The organism is Niveibacterium sp. 24ML (genome assembly GCF_026586805.1).
Classification (GTDB): domain Bacteria; phylum Pseudomonadota; class Gammaproteobacteria; order Burkholderiales; family Rhodocyclaceae; genus Niveibacterium.
The window spans coordinates 19,537-37,702 of sequence record NZ_JAPFHA010000031.1; the positions used below are offsets into that span (position 1 = coordinate 19,537).

Annotated in this window: 12 protein-coding genes; 3 read left to right on the forward strand and 9 right to left on the reverse strand. The window is 65.2% G+C overall.

Going from position 1 to position 18,166, the window contains the following annotated elements:
• Positions 1-149: 149 nt before the first annotated feature.
• From OPU71_RS19465 to OPU71_RS19485, 5 genes are all read right to left on the reverse strand, one after another.
• Complete coding sequence (locus tag OPU71_RS19465; protein ID WP_267729735.1) at positions 150-1,418, reverse strand: glycerophosphodiester phosphodiesterase family protein; 1,269 nt, start codon at positions 1,416-1,418, stop codon at positions 150-152.
• Positions 1,419-1,697: 279 nt separating this feature from the next.
• Positions 1,698-2,279, reverse strand: a complete 582-nt coding sequence (locus tag OPU71_RS19470; protein WP_267729736.1) for a DUF4377 domain-containing protein — start codon at positions 2,277-2,279, stop codon at positions 1,698-1,700.
• Positions 2,280-2,858: 579 nt separating this feature from the next.
• The gene (locus OPU71_RS19475) at positions 2,859-3,419 is read right to left on the reverse strand and encodes an imm11 family protein (RefSeq protein WP_267729737.1); all 561 of its coding nucleotides are present in this window, start codon (positions 3,417-3,419) and stop codon (positions 2,859-2,861) included.
• 2 nt (positions 3,420-3,421) lie between these two features.
• The gene (locus OPU71_RS19480) at positions 3,422-4,303 is read right to left on the reverse strand and encodes an AHH domain-containing protein (protein ID WP_267729738.1); all 882 of its coding nucleotides are present in this window, start codon (positions 4,301-4,303) and stop codon (positions 3,422-3,424) included.
• Positions 4,304-4,332: 29 nt separating this feature from the next.
• Entirely contained in the window at positions 4,333-9,471 is a 5,139-nt protein-coding gene (locus OPU71_RS19485; RefSeq protein ID WP_267729739.1) for an alpha-2-macroglobulin family protein, read from the reverse strand.
• Positions 9,472-9,656: 185 nt separating this feature from the next.
• Between OPU71_RS19485 and OPU71_RS19490 the strand changes: the two genes are divergently transcribed.
• Positions 9,657-10,130, forward strand: coding sequence for a metal-dependent hydrolase (locus OPU71_RS19490; protein WP_267729740.1), 474 nt, complete (start codon positions 9,657-9,659; stop codon positions 10,128-10,130).
• A 189-nt stretch (positions 10,131-10,319) separates the two neighbouring features.
• Here the strand turns inward: OPU71_RS19490 and hutI are convergent, their stop codons facing one another.
• From hutI to hutU, 4 genes are all read right to left on the reverse strand, one after another.
• On the reverse strand, positions 10,320-11,501 hold the full coding sequence (gene hutI / locus OPU71_RS19495) for an imidazolonepropionase (RefSeq protein ID WP_267729741.1): 1,182 nt from the start codon (positions 11,499-11,501) through the stop codon (positions 10,320-10,322).
• A gap of 26 nt (positions 11,502-11,527) precedes the next feature.
• Positions 11,528-12,499: a formimidoylglutamase gene (gene hutG / locus OPU71_RS19500; RefSeq protein WP_267729742.1), complete on the reverse strand. Its 972-nt coding sequence runs from the start codon at positions 12,497-12,499 to the stop codon at positions 11,528-11,530.
• A 2-nt stretch (positions 12,500-12,501) separates the two neighbouring features.
• Entirely contained in the window at positions 12,502-14,046 is a 1,545-nt protein-coding gene (hutH, locus tag OPU71_RS19505; protein WP_267729743.1) for a histidine ammonia-lyase, read from the reverse strand.
• 174 nt (positions 14,047-14,220) lie between these two features.
• Positions 14,221-15,942 carry a urocanate hydratase gene (gene hutU, locus OPU71_RS19510; protein WP_267729744.1) on the reverse strand — a complete coding sequence of 574 codons (1,722 nt, stop codon included), beginning with the start codon at positions 15,940-15,942 and terminating at the stop codon, positions 14,221-14,223.
• A gap of 253 nt (positions 15,943-16,195) precedes the next feature.
• On the opposite strand from hutU, the gene hutC reads away from it, so the two are divergent.
• Together hutC and OPU71_RS19520 are read left to right on the forward strand one after the other, a co-directional pair.
• Positions 16,196-16,930: a histidine utilization repressor gene (gene hutC, locus OPU71_RS19515; RefSeq protein ID WP_267729745.1), complete on the forward strand. Its 735-nt coding sequence runs from the start codon at positions 16,196-16,198 to the stop codon at positions 16,928-16,930.
• Positions 16,931-17,162: 232 nt separating this feature from the next.
• Positions 17,163-17,915: a hypothetical protein gene (locus OPU71_RS19520; RefSeq protein WP_267729746.1), complete on the forward strand. Its 753-nt coding sequence runs from the start codon at positions 17,163-17,165 to the stop codon at positions 17,913-17,915.
• Positions 17,916-18,166 lie beyond the last annotated feature (251 nt).

Sequence of the window (18,166 nt, forward strand, 5' to 3'; positions counted from 1 at the left end):
CGCCCCGTGGTGGCTTGGGGCGCAAATTGTCGGCGCAAACCCCGCGTGGCAGGTCGCGCCGGATCAAATCCGATTACTTTCCGGCAGGCGGATCCCTCAAACGGGTTTGCAGCGACCGGGCCACTGCGTAAGGATGGCCCGGCGCGGGGTCAGCGCATGCCCATGCAGTTGGCGTAGAAGCTGACCGTGGCAGGCCAGTCGGAGAAGACGCCTTGCACGCCGACATCGCGCGCAAGCACATCGAGCACCCGCATCACGTCGCCTTCACGCGTGATCGCCGGGTCGATGCTCTGGTAGTAGAAGCCGTTGTTGCCATCGGCCAGGATGCCGCTGCGTTCTAGCGTCCAGGTGATGATCCCGAGGCCCGCGGCCTTGGCGTTGCGCGCCGCTTCCGAAGCCACGATCTGCCCACGGCTATCGAGCGCGAGCAGCGCGAAGGTCGGCGGCGCCCAGATGTTGATCCCCTGCGCCTTATAGGTCACCAGCTCCGCTGCGCTCGGCAGATCCGCCACGGTGTTGGCATCGTCGAGGTAAACCGCTTGTCGCCCGAACGCCGGTTCGTGGTTCACCCAGTACAGCACGTCGTTCTTGTCGAAGGACTGCGGCCACACATGGCGTGCCGGCACACCGGCTGCTTTGTACTCGTCGATCATCTTCTGCGCGTAGGCCTGCTGCGTGAAGCCGTCGAAGGGCATCGTGACCGACGGCGACTTGAGCTCCGGCGTCATCTTCACGCCAAGCTGCTTGAACAGCGCGATGCTTTCCTTGTGCGTCATCAGCGTGCCGCTGGTGGGCCCAGCGTACAGATCGGTACGCCAGTTGGCCGTCCCGCCAAGGAACTCGGCGGCCGTTCTGGCGCGCGGGTTGGAAGCATCCATCTTGCCGCGCAGGGTCTTGAACTCTGCCAGCGTGATGTCGCTGGTGCGGCACTCGGCGCTTGCTGGTGCCGTCATATTGCCTGCGGCATCAAAGCTCGCCGGTACAAACGGTTTCGTGCACTTGGCCGCAAGCGGCGTAACCAGGATGTTGGTGGTGGTGTGCAGATCGTTCTGCGCGTGCCGGCAGACCAGCTCCTTGTCCTTCGTGAAGGTCACATCACACTCGACAATGCCCGCGCCGCTGCGCGCCGCCGCAATGTAGGACTCGCGCGTGTGCTCGGGGAACTGCATCGCCGCCCCGCGGTGGCCGATCGAGAACTCGCTCGGGCGGTACTGGTTGATCCGCTGTGCGCACCATTGCAGCCTTTGCTTGAGCGGACTGTTGGTCATTTCGTCGACCAGGAAGAAGGGGCGCGGACCGAGCTGGATTGACCCGACGCTCGGGCTGCTGTCGCGGCCGCGACCATCGTCGGCATGGGCAAGCGTGGGACCAACCGCCAGCAAGGCAGCGGCAAGGCAATACAGGGCAGTGTGACGCATGGAGTGTCCTCGTTCAGGCGGAATCGCCACGCCACAACGGCGGGGCCCAGCGAGGCTATCGAGCCGCCATGTCACCGCGGTTAACCGAGGATGTCAGGCGCATGACATCAGGGACGCTTCGGTCCGCGTTGGCAAGCGATGGCGACGGGCTTCTGCCTTCTCCCTGATCGGCCCCAAGCACTGCCCTGATGCGCAGGAGATGACGCAAGGGACCAAACGGCCCCTTGTATTGATCACTGCGAAGCGATGATTATTGATGCCCGCGCCACGCCGGCCTGCCTATGACTGCAGGCGCGCGGCTTTAAGCACCAAGGGTAGCGAGGTCCCTGCCGAGTACCCGAATGTTGCATGCACCGAGCCGCTGGTGGCTGCGGCGACTCTTGCTGCGGCCAGGTCTTCGCACGCCTTGGCCGTTTCGCAGACGAAGGGCGTGCCATCGCTCAGTGACCCTCCGCCATTGCCGTTCAGCGCGATGCCGTCGCTGAAGTAGGCATTGCCAACCCAGGTCTCGAAGACGCTATCGGGCGCCGCGAGTGTGTCTGACATCACCGAGAGGAATTTCACTTCGTAACCGGGGTGATCCGCAGGCGGGTTCTTGAGGTTGGTCACAGCCGCCCGGATGACATAGTTGTGCCCCCATTGGTGCGTGAACCCGGCCGGTACCGAATAGCGATCGGACACTGGATACCACACGCCAGTCCCCCCGCCCCATCCCGTCAACAGCGCCCGGTTGTGTTGTACTTTCAGTTCGACGGTCTCAGTCGAGTCGTCGCCGCCGCAAGCAGCCAGTGCCAAGCTAATTGCGCCCAACAGAATTGCCTTTTTCATATCGATCTCTTGTTTTCGTTTGATGGAATCCAATTTGCGGTGTCTTGCATTTCTCCTGCGCCGCAGGGATCTCGCGAGCGAGATGCGATGGCCTTGATGGCGACTTGAGTGCGTCCGCGTGTGCTGATCTGAACCAAGCCCGACTTTGCCGGGGCATGATTCGCTATGTGGCGGCCAACGGACTGGGGCATGCTGATTTCAGCAAAGTGCGATTCTCGCAACGGTGAAACATCGCGCTCTGCGTTGAATCGTTCATCGCCAGCGGCAGACGGCGACTGGCGAGTAATGCGCAGCCCGTCTTCCAGTGTTTCACTTCACCATTGAACTGGGCTTTGTCCTGCACGGGCTCTCCCGAGGCGTTCCGGCAGTCGTAGTGCGGATTAGCTGCAGACGTACCCCGAAATTTACGGGGCCACCATTTAGCAAACGTTTGTGCCGCGCGGATGTGCCTGCGGCGGACCCGCCCTTCAGGGCGAGGCCCGTCAATCCAACTGCGAGATGTGCGCGAACCGCGTGCATATTGTTTTCTGGATTTTCAACGTCGGAAGGCTCTTTCCAACCGAGTCCCCCGCCCACTTTCCAAGGAAGCGCTGTGTCGCGGGGGCCGTTCGGTTAGTCGGCAAAACCATCCCAATCGGAGGGCTTCTCAATTCGTATCCCCGTCAGACTGGCTGAGTCCAACATAGCCGCTACTTGTGCGTCCACCAGTACAAGCAAGTCGTATTCAGCCAGCCGGAACATACGCAAACCATGGCAACGGGTTTCGTCAATGACGAGACGATCGATCGAGCGCACCATCACGGGGTGCCGCCGCGCGGGCTCAAACACCGATTGAACCCTGTCCATCGCCGCCACGATGCCGATGATGTTTGCGGCGCGGTACTCCCTTGTCTCGCCAGTTGCGGTATTTGTTACTCGTGCAGGGTAGTAATCAATGTTCGAAACGCCTGCGCTTTGCAATACATTGCACATCGGTCCGGAAAAGAGCGGAATGGCGGAGTTGGGCCGCAGATAGTCGGGCCAAGAGAATCCATGCGGCACCTCGAGTTCGAATTCCAGTGCCGGGATCGGTTGCGAAAAACGCGTCCCGCTCACCCAGTCGAGTTGTGCCAAGGCACTTCGGAGTTCGACGGACGGATAGGTTTCGCGAGCAGAACGGAGCAGGTAGTGCATGATCAATACCACTCCGGCAGGGTTTCGTAGGCGCCTTGCAAAAAGGGTGTGATCTGCGAACGCGCTACGTTGATATCGACTTCGTCAGGCGGAATTTCAATGTAACTCTCGGCGCCCAGACGGAAAGCATCTTCGGGCTGGCGTGCAGCGAGCTTTCTGAACAGCGTTCCCTCAATCACGTGCATCTCCTCGACCACCGACCTCGCGATCGCATCTTTGTCGGCAGGTTCCTCTGTTTTGTCGCAGAACCCCTCTGCCTTGAGCAGCCGTACTGTCCGTTCAAGCAGCGCCCAGACGGTTTCGAAATAGATCTTCCTGTGCGCACCAAGATGTCCCTGCAAAGGGCGTCCAGTGCCGCGTGATCGAGCCAGGTAGTACGCCACGAAGAACTGGCTTGCCGAACTGGGCAAGAAGATGCAATTGCCGCCGCCATTGATGTCATAGGCGCCCTTCTTCGCCCACGGATTCACCCTTGGTTTTCGCGGCAATTTGTTTGTACCGTTGATGCAGCACACCGCAACCATATGGTGGGGGGCTGCGATCCAACCTTTGATCGGCGGCGGCTGGTACTTCTCGGCGCGCGCACTTGTCTTGCCGCCCTTGAGATAAGTCGTGAAAATGGTTTGATCGTCCCAGACCGGCGGCTCCAACGGGCTCACCCATGCTCCCGAAGCATCTTTCGGGTAATAACAGGATCGATCGGCGTCGCTCTTTATGTAACTGCGCCCCGCCTGAGTAAGCGCTTCGTCATTGCGGCTAAACGTCTCAGGAGGAAGTGAGTCCTGCTCTTTCTTTTGATGATTCTCGCCGCAGAAGATGCACTTCTTGTCGCCGGGTTCGTCGATCACCAGGCCAACTGCAACGCCTTCACCGATCTGCGTCATGCAAACACCTCCATACGCGATCCTTACTGTCACTTATCCTGCGGCAAGCGCGGATCAACGATCGTGATCGGCGCCGAGGCCGGGCCGATGCCGCGCAGTTCCGGCCGGTACATGTCTTCCGCGAAAGGTGCGGGGACGATGTAGCGGCCGGGGGTGACAACGCGGACCATGTAGAACACGTTCAGCTCACCCGGTTCGATGCGCGCGGCGGCGACATAGCGGTCGTCGCGGAACTCGCGGTGTTTGATGCGCGCGTCCTGCATCGCCTCGCCGACGTTGATGCTGCCGACGGTGAATTCCTGCGCCGAGGGGCCTTGCGAGAGGTTCATGTTCTCGACCTCGAAACCGGCGGGGATGTGATCGATGATCAGGCCGTCTTCGATCCGCTGTTTCGCGCTGGCAGTGACGCGCACGATCATCATGTCGCCCACCTTGAGCGGGCGTCCTTTCCACTCCTTGCCGTCGACTTCGTACCAGGTGCGGACGAGCTTGATGGCGTCGGACTTGGGTTCGGGCGCCTTGACCGGGTAGCCGCTGGCTTCGATCTCGGCGAACAGGGCCTCGCCATGCTTGCTTTCGATCTGCACGCCGCGAGCCAAAGCGGCGGCATCGAAACTACGCGCTTCGGTGCTCTTGGACGTGAGCGTTTGGGCGGCCTCGCCGTCCTTGACCTGCGCGCTCCATTCCTGCTTGCCGTCGCCGCCCGCCGCACGCGCGGCGAGGAACAGCGACAGTCGCTCTTGCGTCGACGCCCAGCCACCGCGTGAGCCGAGCCGGTCGGCCAGATCGAAGAGGATCTGCTCGCGGCGCGGATGCGCGATCTTGTGCCGCGCCAGCAGCGCGTATGAAAGCGCCAGGTCGCGCACAGGCGAGCCGTAGTCGCCCAGCCATTCCCAGTAGTAGCCGGTCGGTTGAACACCGTAGCGGCGCTCCATCGCTTCGTTCAGCGCAACTTTGGCGCGTGCCGGGTCGCCCGAGAGCTGCAACGCGATTGCGAGATGCACCAGCGGCAGCGGCGAACGCGCGCGGTCGCGGTACTGGTCGTGCAGCAGGCGCAGCGTGGCAAGCGGCGCCGCCTGTTCGCGGGCGAGCATGTAGGCCAGATGGGCCATCTCTGCGAAGCGCTGATGCCCGTTGCGCAGAAGCTCGTAGTCCTGCGCCTTGTAGAAGCCCTTGTCGTCCGGCTTGAGCGTGCCCGGGATGCTGGGGAAGTTGTTCGGCGCATTCTGCAGTTGCTGCAGCATCCAGGTTTGCGCGCGCTTGCTCATCTCCGCCGGCACGGTGAAGCCGGCTTCGCGCGAATCCTGCAGGAAGCCGGCCACGTAGGCGGTGAGCCACGGCTCGTAGTTGCCCTGGCCCCACAGCGTGAAACCGCCCTGCGCGCCTTGCATGCCGGCGATACGGCCGATCGCGCCTTCGATGAAGGCGGCGCGCTGCTCGCGGCTGCGCGGCTCCAGCCCCATCGCCTTGGCACCCGCCTCGTCGATGAAGACATGCGGGTAGGCCGCGCTGGTGGTTTGCTCAAGGCAACCGTAGGGGTAGTCAAGCAGGCCCTTGACCAGCGCCTTCACATTCAGTGGCGGCTTGTTCGAGAGCGTAACGCTGACGTTGCTCGATGCCTTGAAGTACGGCGCAATCATCGTCGGATCGAGCTTGAGGCTGCCGTTCGGCTCGATGCGTGCGCGGCGTACCACGCGCTCCATCGGCACCGGCGGTTGCACCTGCAGCGCCGATTCGCGCTTGATGGCGATCGGTTTGGCGCCGCCCGTTTTCAACTGCAGCGTCACGCGTGCAAGGCCGTAGGCATCCGTTGCCTCGGCCTGGAAACGCAGGGTGCTGCGCTGCTTGTCGGCCAGCTTGAGCGTGCGCTCGCCATCCTTGATCTTCGCCGGATCAGCGGCTTCCAGCTTGAGCGTGATGTCCTGCGGTGCGCCCGACAGGTTGGTCACGTCGAGTGCGATCGTCGCCAGATCGCCCGGCGCGATGAAGCGTGGCATTGCCAGTTCCGCGACGATGGGCGCGGCAACCGTCATCTCGCGTTCGCTGTTGCCGTAGCGCTCGGCGGTAGAAGCCACCGCCATCAAGCGCAGCGTGCCGTTGAAGTCGGGAATGTCGAGCGGGATCTCGGCTTCTCCCTTGGCATCGAGCTGTACCGGGCCGCTGAAAAGATCGACGAGCTTGACCTTCTTCGGCATCGACTGGCTGTCGCGCGCGCCGGAATCGCCCCCCCACTTGAGCTTGCCGTGCGTGCCATCCATCTTCTCGATCAGCTTGCCGTATAGGTCGAGCAGTTCGGCGCCGTAGCGGTGCTTGCCGAAGAAGAAGTCGAAGGGGTTCGGTGTCTTGTAGCTGGTGATGTTGAGGATGCCCACATCGACGGCCGAGAGGGTGACGATGGCCTGCTTGCCGGCTGCGCCGTCCACCTTGACCTTCACCTTTGTGATGCGCTCGGGCTGCACCTTCGCCGGCGCGCTCACCTGCACCTTGAGACGCCGGTCTTCGCGCGCCAGCGGCAGGTGCGCGAGGCCCAGCGCGCGCGCCGGGGTGATGCGGTCGCCCTGGCTGCCGGGGCGGAATACGACGGCGGACACATACAGGTCGTGTCGCGCCCACTTCGCGTCGACCGGAATGCTGACCGTGGTGCCACTGGTCGATGCCGCGACGCGCTTGGTCCACAGCACCTTGTCGCCCTCGACCACCACCAGCGCTTCACCGTCGTGCGGCGGGGTCAGTGTCAGGCGCACGTTGTCGCCCGGCTTGGCGGGTACGCCTTCGAGCTTCATCTGCACGCGATCCGGGCGGTTGCCCACGTCGTCGGCGTCTTGCGCATTCCAGCCGGCGTAGAAGCGGTAGCGCAGGGTCTGCGCGGTCTCAGGGTCCTCTACTTCAAGGCGGTAGCGGCCCCATTTCACCGGCAGCGAGACGCGGGTGCGTTGCTTCAGGGCTACCGCGCCGGACTCGATCAGCTCTTCGGTTTCGGTAAAGCCCGAATGCCAGCCGCGCTGGTCGTCGAAGCGCCAGTAGTACTGGCGGTCTTCGCGGATCAGGCGGATCTTGGCTTGCGCCAGCGGCGCCAAGGTGCCGGACGGCGTGACGCGGACCAGTTCGAAGTCGGCGTTCTGTTCTTCCCGCGAGACGTCGCGGTCGAAGGCCGGGCGCACGCCGATCAGGGCCTTGGCCGGCCACCAGGTGCGCGAGATCGAACGCACCACCGGGCGGCCGCCTGTTTCGAGCAGGCTGAAGGAAGCGCGCACGGTGACGGGCGACTTGGCCGCGTCGACGCCCGCTGGCACCGTGATGCGGGCTGCGCCGCTATCGTCGAGCGCGGTTTCTTCCAGTTCGCTGCGGCGCTTGAGGCTGTCGTCGGCGAAGTCGCCGAAGATGAAGCCGTTCCAGTCTTTGCCGAAGGGGCTGCGTTCGCGTTCGATCGCCACGCTGCCCAGCAGGCGGTTGCCGGCTGCCGGTGCGCCGAAGAGGTAGTCACCCTGCACCGTCACCTCAAAGGCTTCGTTCCCCATCAGTGGCGCGTTGGCGGATTTGAGGTCGAGTTTCATCCGCTCCGGCAGGAATTCTTCGACCTGGAAACCCCAGACGGCGTCGGGGGCCTTGGCGGCCGGGTCGGCGCGCACTTCGAGCATCCAGCGGCCGGTCTGGGCATCGGCCGGCAGCACCAGCGCCTGCTGGAAGTAACCGGGCCGGCTGTCGTTCGGGCGCCAGCTCTGGGTGGACACCGCGCGGCCGTCCGGGCGCTTGAGAATCGCCTGCACCGGCGCGGGCGGCAGCGCACGGCCATCGGCATCGCGCGCCAGCAGCGACACGTTGAATTTCTCGCCCGGCCGGTAAAGATCGCGGCCAGCATAGACGAAGAGCTTCGTGTTACGCGGCAGGTGGCCGCCGATGTCGAACTCCGACAGGTCCAGCCCCGGCTCGCGCAAGGCCACGAGCGACAACTCCTTGCCGCGCCGGCCCAGCAGCAGGTGGGCCGAGGCAGGCAGGGCCGCGATCTGGACCCGGCCATCGCCGTCCGCCTTGGCCTTGGCCAGACTCTTCGCGTTGGCATCGAGCACTTCGATCTCTACGTCGCTCATCGCCTTGCCGCTCGTCAGCGAGGTGGCGAACACGTCCATCGACGCGCTGTTGCGGTGGGCGTGGAGCCCGATGTCCGAAACATAGAAGTAGGTGACCTGATACTCCTCGCGGAAGCGGCCTGGCTGGCTCATTACGGCGACGTAGACGCCGGGCTCCTGCAACTCCTTCACGTCTTCCACCGGCAGGAAGGTCACCTGCCGCTTGTTGGGCTTCTCGCCAGTGAGGAAGCGGCCGGCGTAGACGCTCTTGGAGACTTCGCGCAGGCGATCGAGCTGCCATGAGCCCACGGTGCCCTTGAGCCGGTTGTTCGTTTCGTAGCCATACTCGTAGTACTCCTGCTCGCCTTCGCCGTCCGACTCGCCTTCGCCCTCATCGGCGGCCGGCGCCCGGCGCCCGGCAATCACCTGTTCGATGAAGCGTGGCAGGTTGGCCGGCTCAACACGCAGGAACTGCACATCCACTTCGGTGACGTTCACCGTCACCACCGGCAGACCGCCGTTCTGCTTGGCGGGCAGCACCGTGCCCTTGCTGGCAAAGAAGTACGAGGGCGGCATCTCTTCGGTGGCCAGGTCGCATTGCTTGGCGCTGGCGAGCTTCGTGCCGCTTTCGGCCAGCACCCCTTCGCTCACCGTGATGCGGTAGTTGCGCTGTGGCTGCATGTAGGGAAACACCACCACGCGCGGGTTGGCGTCCACCACCCAGCTGCCCTGCAGGATTTTTTCACCCGCCTTGGCGGAATCCGCCGCGCGCGGCTTGGCGCCGTTGCCGGTTTCTTCACCCTGCTCGCTCGCGCCATCGATACGCCCCAGATCGGTGACGCGGAGCAGCTTGTCCAGCGCCTGGCGGCGGTCAACCGGTTCGGAGAAGATCACCGCCAGCGCTGGCTGGTCTTCGAACATGCGGGCGCGGCAGTCGGTTGCTGCGAAGGGGCCGCCGGTGTTGGCGATCACCGCCTCGCTGACGCCGCCCGATCCGCCGGCCCGCTTATGCGTTTGCCACCACCAGCCGCCCGCGGCTGCCGCCAGTGCCACTAATACCGCGCCAGCGGCCAGGATTCGCTTGTTCGCAACCGGGTTCATGCCCTGTCTCCGATTCGGGTTCAGTGTTTGGCGGCGAGTATGCCGCGTCGATATCAAGGTGGATAGCCGGATACCGCGCGGAGGCTGACAAAACGCACGGCGTGTGATGTGATGCCGCGTTCGCAGCCCAGCCTCTGAGTGAGGGCGGGCGCCGCCCGCCGGCGCGGGTAAGGAGATCTCGCCAGATGCCCTTCACCGTTTTCCACCTTGGCCCCGGCATTGCGCTCAAAGCAGCGGCGCCACGCCGCCTCAGCCTTGCGATGTTCGCGGGCGCTCAGGTCCTGATGGACATCGAACCCGGCATTGGCATGCTGCGCGGCGCCGCCACGCTGCACGGGTACTCCCACACCTTGGCGGGTGCGCTCGCGATCGCGCTGCTGTGTCTGCCCTTCAAGCGGCTTGCGGAGTGGGTGTTCCGCGTCCGCATCAGTTGGCGGCAGGCTGCGGTGGGCGCGCTGCTAGGCACCTTCACGCACATCCTGCTCGACGCGCTGGTGCACGACGACATCCGGCCGTTCTGGCCGCTTTCCGACGCCAACCCGCTCAGAGGCCTGCTCGGATGGCACGAGACGGAATTGCTTTGCCTCCTGCTTGCGCTCGCGGCCCTGCGCTGGGCGCCGCATGCGTGGGCACGCTTGCGCGCGATGCCGTGGCGCTGATCAGGCGGTGTGTGTGCCGGAGGTCAAGCGCAATGCCGCGCGCTAGGGAAGGCCTGAATAAGTGGCTGCGACGGCGCATCGCTGCGTTGCGGCGTGCTCGCTCCCGCGCCTATCCCTTTGATATGTCTTGGTCGCTGCGCGCGCCGCGCCTTGCGCTGCATCCCTCTCGCTCACTTATTCAGACCGTCCCTAGATGCGCTCGCGCCCTGCCATCCAGCAGCGCGCAAGCGGACGGGCGCCGATTTTATACACCAGCTCCGCCGGGCTGTTGATACGCCACAGCGCGAGGTCGGCGCGCTGCCCTACGGCCAGTGTGCCGCGGTCCGGCAGGCCGAGGGCGCGGGCGGCTTCGCGGGTGATGCCGGCGAGCGCTTCCTGGGGTGTGAGGCGGAACAGTGTGCTGGCCATGTTCGCTGCGAGCAGCAGCGATGTGAGCGGCGAGGTGCCGGGGTTGGCGTCGGTGGCCACCGCCATTGGCACGCCGGCCTCACGCAGCGCGGTGATCGGTGGCAGCCTGGTTTCGCGCAGGCAGTAGAAGGCGCCGGGCAGCAGCACCGCGACTGTGCCGGCCGCCTTCATCGCCGCGACGCCTTCGTCGGACAGCCATTCGAGATGATCCGCAGAGCGGCCACCGTAGCGCGCGACGAGCGCCGCGCCGCCCTGGTCCGATAGCTGTTCGGCGTGCAGCTTCACCGGCAATCCAAGGCGGGCCGCGGTATCGAATACGCGGGCCGTCTGCGCCGGGGTAAAGGCGATGCGCTCGCAGAACGCATCCACCGCATCGACCAGGCCTTCGGACGCGAGCGCGGGCAGCATCTCGCTGCAGACATGGTCGATGTAGGCATCCGCATCGCCCGCGAATTCCGGCGGCAGGGCGTGGGCACCGAGGAAGGTGGTCGTCACCGACACCGCGCGCACTTGGGCAATGCGCCGCGCCACGCGCAGCATCTTGCGTTCGCTCGGCAAGTCGAGCCCGTAACCGGATTTGATTTCGAGCGTGGTGACGCCTTCGGCGAGCAGCGCATCCACGCGTGGCAGGCTGGCGGCGAGCAGAGCGTCTTCGCTCGCGGCGCGGGTGGCGCGCACGGTGGCGGCAATGCCGCCGCCACGCCGCGCAATCGATTCGTAGGACTCGCCGTTCAGGCGCGCCTCGAATTCATCGGCGCGCTTGCCGGCGTAGACCAGGTGGGTGTGGCAATCGACCAGGCCCGGCGTCAGCCAGCCGCCAGCGCCGTCGGTGGTCGGCAGCACTTGCAGGCGTTCCGGTAGCTCGTGCTCGGCGCCAAGCCACACAATGCGGCCCGCCTGCCAGGCAATCGCAGCGTCGCGAACGATGCCGTAGCCCTCGCCGACGAATGTGGCGAGATTCACGTTCCGCAGCAGCCCATCGGCCCCTGTCACGGGTGTGCCCCGGCGGCGATGCGGGCGACCAGGCGCGCGGCAACGCGCGCGCTGCGTTGGTCGATATCCAGTTGCGGATTCAGTTCGGCGATGTCGGCGATGCGCAGCTTGCCGCTCGCGAGTGCCGCGTCGATCAACGGTTCGATCACCTCCAGCGCCACGCCACGCGCAGAGGGTGCGGATACGCCGGGTGCAAGTTCGGGCGGCAGCACGTCGAGGCAGATCGTCAGGTAGAGGTGATCGACGCCCGCGAGGAAGCCGCGCAGGCTTGCCAGCGCGGCGTCGAGTTTGGGGGCGCCGAGTTCTTCGTCGAGCAGCCAGCGCACGCCCAGTTTCTTTGCACGCTCGAACAGCGCGGCCGTGTTCGCGAAGCGCGAGATGCCGTAGGCCGCGTACTCGAAGGGCATGCCGTGCAGGGCGCAGTGTTCGGCGATCTGGCGGAAGGGGGTGCCGGAAGTCGCTCGTTCAGCGCTGCGCAGATCGAAGTGCGCATCGAAATTCAGGATGCCGATGCGCGGAGGCTCACCCCCTTGCTTGGCAAGCGCCGTGGCGAGGCCGATGAAACTGCCGAAGGCGATTTCGTGACCGCCGCCCAAGCCGATCGGCAGATGACCCAGCTCGATCAGCTTCGCGATCTCGCCGGCGTAGCGGGCTTGCGCAGCTTCGAGTGCATCGCCATCACAGTGAATGTCGCCCGCGTCGTACAGCACCGAGGCGTTGGCCAGCGCGACGTTCGCGAGCATGCGGCGCAGCGCTTGCGGGCCGGCTGCGGCGCCGGGGCGGCCGAGGTTGCGGCGCACGCCGGCATCGCAGGCGAAGCCGAGCAGCGCGACCCCCGCGCGTGCGCCCTCGGCCATCGGCTGCACCGCTTCATGCCAGCGCTGGCTGAAGTGGGCTTCGTGCGTGTCTTCGCGGCCCTGCCAGATCGCGTCGTCAAAGCCGGTGTGGCGTGTGCCCTCGGTGTTCATGATCAGCCCTCGATAGAAGGCAGCAGGCCATGTGCTGCGTGGTCAAAGATGCCCGACAACACCATCCGTTGCGCGGCTTCAAGATCCGGCGCGAGGTAGCGGTCATCGGAATGGAAGGGGACTTTGCTGCGCAGTTGCGCGTGCACTTTTTCGAGCGGCACCGAGCTTTTCATCGCGCGGTGAAAGTCGATGCCCTGCGCGGCGGCGAGCAGCTCGATGCCGACGATGTGCGCAGTGTTCTGTGCCATGTCGGTGAGGCGGCGGCCGGCGAAGGTGGCCATGCTCACATGGTCTTCCTGGTTCGCCGAGGTGGGCAGGCTGTCTACGCTGGCCGGGTGGGCGAGCGACTTGTTCTCCGAGGCCAGCGCGGCGGCGGTGACGTGCGCGATCATGAAGCCCGAGTGCAGGCCGGGGTTGGGGATCAGGAAGGCCGGCAGGCCGGAGAGCGACGCGTCGATCAGCAGCGCGATGCGGCGCTCGGACAGCGCGCCGATCTCGGCGATTGCGAGCGCGAGCGTGTCCGCCGCAAAGGCCACCGGCTCCGCATGAAAGTTGCCGCCAGAGAGCACCGACCAGTGCCCCTCGTGCTCGAACAGCAGCGGGTTGTCGGACACCGCGTTGGCTTCGATCGTGAGCGTGCTGACCGACTGACGCAGCAGATCGAGGCAGGCGCCCATCACCTGCGGCTGGCAGCGCAGCGAGTAGGGGTCTTGCACGCGGTCGTCGTTGGCCAGGTGTGAGGCGCGGATCTCGGAGCCGGCAAGCAGTTCGCGGTAACGCGCCGCCACGGCGATCTGGCCGGGCTGGCCGCGTACCTCGTGGATGCGCGCGTCGAAGGGCGCGTCCGAGCCGCGCGCCGCGTCCACCGACATCGCACCGGCCGCAATCGCGGCGGCGAACACCCGCTCGGCGAGGAAGAGGCCTTGCAGCGTCAGCGCGGTGGAAGCTTGCGTGCCGTTGATCAGCGCGAGACCTTCCTTCGCCGCGAGCTGGATCGGCGCGATGCCCGCTTCGCCCAGCGCATCGGCCGCGTTGCGCTCGATGCCTTCAACACGCACTCGGCCCTCGCCCATCAGCGCAAGCGTCATGTGCGAGAGCGGCGAAAGGTCGCCCGACGCACCGACCGAACCCTTCGACGGAATGCAGGGCAGGATGCCGGCGTTGTAGGCCTCGATCATCGTTTCGATCACCAGCGGGCGGATGCCCGAGAAGCCGCGCGCGAGGCTGGCGATCTTCATCGCGAGGATCAGGCGCACAACGCCGTCGTCCATCAGCGCGCCCACGCCCACCGAGTGCGAGCGGATCAGGTTGGTCTGCAACTGTTCAAGCTGGTGTTCGGCGATGTGGGTGTTGGCGAGTTTGCCGAAGCCGGTGTTGATGCCGTAGGCCGGTTTACCGGCGGCAACGATCTTCTGCACCGCGTTGGACGACGCGCGGATGGCCGGCCATGCAGCGGCGTCGAGTGCCAGTTGTGCGCTGCCTTCCCACACGGCACGCATTTGCGGCATCGTGAGTTGGCCGGGGGTGAGGGTGATTGTCTGGGTCATTTTGGGTGCCGTGGTTTGATTACCGCAGAGGCGCGAAGGCGCAGAGGGCCGCAGAGGAAGGCGGCTGCGGGGGCATGCTCGGTCGAGCATCCCCGGCAAACGCTATCGCGTGCGTAGCCTGCTGTCTCTGTGGCCCTCCGCGTCTCTGCGCCTCTGCGGTGATTGGGTTCTGTTTCAGCCTTGCATCGGCAGCTTCAGGCCGCGCTCACGCGCGCACTGCTGCGCGATCTCGTAGCCCGCGTCGGCATGGCGCATCACGCCGCTGGCCGGGTCGTTCCACAGCACGCGTTCGAGCCGGCGTGCGGCCTCGTCCGAACCATCGGCGACGATCACGACCCCCGCATGTTGAGAGTAGCCCATGCCCACGCCGCCGCCATGGTGAAGTGAAACCCAGGTTGCGCCGCCGGCGGTGTTGAGCAGCGCGTTGAGCAGTGGCCAGTCGGATACCGCGTCGCTGCCGTCGCGCATGGCTTCGGTTTCGCGGTTGGGGCTGGCGACTGAGCCGGTATCGAGGTGGTCGCGGCCGATCACGATGGGCGCCTTCAGTTCGCCGCGGGCAACCATCTCGTTGAAGGCAAGCCCGGCGAGGTGACGTTCGCCCAGGCCGAGCCAGCAGATCCGCGAGGGCAGGCCCTGGAAGGCGATGCGCTCGCCGGCCATGTCCAGCCAGCGGTGTACATGGTGGTTATCGGGGAATAGTGCTTTGATCTTCGCGTCGGTCTTGCGGATGTCTTCCGGGTCGCCCGATAGCGCCACCCAGCGGAATGGCCCCTTGCCTTCGCAGAAGAGCGGGCGGATGTAGGCCGGCACGAAACCGGGGAAGTCGAAGGCGTTCGCGACGCCCTCATCCTTGGCGACCTGGCGGATGTTGTTGCCGTAGTCGACCACCGGCACCCCCATCGCCTGGAAGTCCAGCATCGCTTGCACATGCACCGCGCAGCTCTTCGCCGCGGCCCGGCGCAGCGCATCGTGCATGCCGGGGTCGCGCTGCGCGGTGAGCCATTGTTCGAGGCTCCAGCCGATCGGCAGGTAGCCGTGGATCAGGTCGTGCGCCGAGGTCTGGTCGGTCACCAGATCGGGCTTCACGCCGCGTTCCACCATCTCCGGCAGCAGTTCGGCAGCGTTGCCCAGCAGGCCGATCGATACGGCTTCGCCGCGCGCGGTGTGGTGGGCGATGAGTTCGAGCGCGTGGTCCAGATCGCGCGCCTGCACATCGAGGTAGCGGGTGCGCAGGCGGAAGTCGATGCGCGATTGCTGGCACTCGATCATCAGCGAGGTGGCGCCGGCGAAGCTCGCCGCCAGCGGCTGCGCGCCACCCATGCCGCCGAGCCCGGCGGAAAGGATCCAGCGGCCGCGCCAGGGGTTGGCGCTGCCGTCAGCGGCGCTCAGTTGACCGTAGTGCTGGCGGCCCGCCTCAGCGAAGGTTTCGTAGGTGCCTTGCACGATGCCCTGGGTGCCGATGTAGATCCAGCTGCCGGCCGTCATCTGGCCGTACATCATCAGGCCCTTGCGATCGAGCTCGTGGAAGTGCTCCCAGGTGGCCCACTTGGGCACCAGGTTCGAGTTCGCGATCAGCACGCGCGGCGCGTCCGCATGGGTGCGGAACACGCCCACCGGCTTGCCGGACTGCACCAGCAGCGTCTCGTCGTCGCCCAGCGTCTGCAGCGTCTTCAGGATCGTGTCGAAGCTTTCCCAGTCGCGCGCGGCGCGGCCGATGCCGCCGTAGACCACCAGCGCCTCCGGGTTCTCCGCCACGTCCGGGTCAAGGTTGTTCTGCAACATGCGGAAGGCGGCTTCGGTGAGCCAGCTGCGGCAACTGCGTGCAGTGCCGCGCGGGGCACGCACAACGCGGCCGGGGGCGATACGCGGGTCGCGATCAGGGGGTGGAACGGGCATGGGACTCTCCGTTGCGGCAAAGTTGTCTATACATTTGTAGCGCAACGCTGGCCGCTTCGCAAGAGTTGTATATACAATTGATCTATGACGCGATCCACCACGGAGGCACGAAGGGCCGCAAAGAAAGCCAATGGCAAACCAAGCACAAAGGGCCACGAAGCAGGGCCTTTGTTCTTCACGTTATTGACTTTCCTTCGCGGCCCTTCGCGACCCTTTGCGCCTTTGTGGTGAACTCAGCCTCCACTGACACGACATGACCCAAGCACCCAAATCGCCGCGCTACCAGCAGATCAAGGAAGACTTGCTCACCCGCATCCGTGGCGGCGAATGGGGCGTGGGCGAGGCGATTCCGCCGGAAGAAGGACTCGCGCGCGATTTCGGCGTTGCGCGGATGACGGTGAACCGCGCGCTGCGCGAACTCACCGATGCAGGCGTACTCACCCGCACCCGTGGCGCAGGCACCTTCGTGGCGCCGCCGCGGGTGGAAGCGCCGCTGCTGGAGATCCGCAACATCGCCGAGGACATCGCTGCGCGTGGCCATGCCCACACTGCAGCGCTGCGCAGCCTCGCACCCGGGCAGGCCGATGGCGCGCTCGCCGAAGCCTTCGAGTTACCGCTTGGCGCGCCGCTATTCCATTCGGTGCTGGTGCATTGCGAAGACGGCAGGCCGATCCAGGTCGAAGACCGCTGGGTCAACGCCGCGTTGGCGCCGGACTATCTGCAACTGGATTTCGCGGCCGAAACGCCTAACGCCTACCTCAGCCGCGTCGCCCCGCTCGCCAGCGCCCGCTTCACCGTCGAAGCACGGCTCGCGCCGCGCGACATCGCTGCGATGCTGGGCATCGCCGCCCGCGCGCCCTGCCTGGTGATGCACCGGGTAACCCGCGGTACAGCCGGCGTCGCCTCCGTCGCGACACTCTGGCACCCGGGCGAGCACTACCGGCTGCATGCGGTGATTGATGTCAAGTCAGGGGCGGGGCGCCGCTGAATCATCAGCAGGGCGGCTTAGCCGCTGGCGTAACCAGCACCGGAGGAAGGACGGGGCGTTCGCTCGTGACGTACGGCTTGTGAGCGCGGGTCAATGGCCCGCACTACGCGGCTGCGCGAGTAAGCGGGGTACGCATCAAGCGCCCGGGCCGGCGATGCTAGACTCGTCGCACGCTGCGGACCGGGCTTGCGCGACGCAGCCCCTTTCACTGCCTGTGCGCCCGACCTCTGCAATGCAGGACTTCTTCTCCACCGCCTTCCTTGAATCGATCCCACCGGCACTGCGCGATGTGCCGCAGCAGATCCGCAGCCAGACCGGCATTGCGCTGCAGGTGCAAGAAATCGATGAGAGCTTCGCGCGATGCAACCCCGCGTTCGCCAATGCCGCAGCGGTGCTCGACATCGATCACGTGCAGCAAGCGATCACGATCCGGGTCGCGCCTGCGGCACTGAGCCCGCGAATCCTCTCCCACGAGCTGATTCACCTGAAAAGAAACGTCGTTGAATCAGTGCCGAAGTTCTTTCCAATTGGCACGGCGAGTGATGCCGAGATCCAGTCGATTTATTTGGTCGAAAACGCATTGGAGCACTTGTTCGTCGTGCCTGAAGAGATCGCGCTTCATCCTGAATCGGAAGCGCACTGGGCCCAGGATTACCAGGCCCTCGTCGAACGCTCCAAACACAACGGCTTCGCCCTTTGCCTGCACTGGTTCTTTCTGCGCATCGCGCTGCCTAATTGCGGCGCAGTCGCCGAAGCCTGCGCCGCGCACCTGAATGCCTTGCAAGATCCGTATCTGATCCGTGTCGCCGAATACCTCGGGCGCACCCTTCACGCGCAGCGGCCCGACAAGCTGGCCATGCAACACACCTTGCTCAAGGCCATCGACCCCGCACTCAGAACACACATCGCCATTGGGCGCTTCGCGATCCGCGACGGTAAGCTTGTTACAGAACGCCTGAAGGATGGGCAATGGTGTTCGGAATAGCGAACACGATCTGACTTGCTGACAGGGGTAGGAGCGTGCGGCGGGAACTGAAGGCTTGTTTGTGCGGGTTACTGATCCGCACTGCAAGACTGCCAGCTTCGTGTGCACTGATCTTGAGGTGGCGGTGGGGCGATCAAGAAGCCAACGTTTCGGCGTCGCGATAGTGTCAGCGCGGGTTAGCAGGCCGATGCAAAACGCTGTGACGTCACGCCTGGCATGGCCGTTGCGATTCGGTTTTTCATGACTTCAGT

Bases quoted from the DNA above. Each gene is read 5' to 3' on its own strand.
- OPU71_RS19465 (WP_267729735.1), bottom strand. From the start codon at position 1,418: ATGCGTCACACTGCCCTGTATTGCCTTGCCGCTGCCTTGCTGGCGGTT.
- OPU71_RS19475 (WP_267729737.1), bottom strand. From the start codon at position 3,419: ATGCACTACCTGCTCCGTTCTGCTCGCGAAACCTATCCGTCCGTCGAA.
- OPU71_RS19480 (WP_267729738.1), bottom strand. From the start codon at position 4,303: ATGACGCAGATCGGTGAAGGCGTTGCAGTTGGCCTGGTGATCGACGAA.
- OPU71_RS19485 (WP_267729739.1), bottom strand. From the start codon at position 9,471: ATGAACCCGGTTGCGAACAAGCGAATCCTGGCCGCTGGCGCGGTATTA.
- OPU71_RS19490 (WP_267729740.1), top strand. From the start codon at position 9,657: ATGCCCTTCACCGTTTTCCACCTTGGCCCCGGCATTGCGCTCAAAGCA.
- hutG (WP_267729742.1), bottom strand. From the start codon at position 12,499: ATGAACACCGAGGGCACACGCCACACCGGCTTTGACGACGCGATCTGG.
- hutH (WP_267729743.1), bottom strand. From the start codon at position 14,046: ATGACCCAGACAATCACCCTCACCCCCGGCCAACTCACGATGCCGCAA.
- hutU (WP_267729744.1), bottom strand. From the start codon at position 15,942: ATGCCCGTTCCACCCCCTGATCGCGACCCGCGTATCGCCCCCGGCCGC.
- hutC (WP_267729745.1), top strand. From the start codon at position 16,196: ATGACCCAAGCACCCAAATCGCCGCGCTACCAGCAGATCAAGGAAGAC.
- OPU71_RS19520 (WP_267729746.1), top strand. From the start codon at position 17,163: ATGCAGGACTTCTTCTCCACCGCCTTCCTTGAATCGATCCCACCGGCA.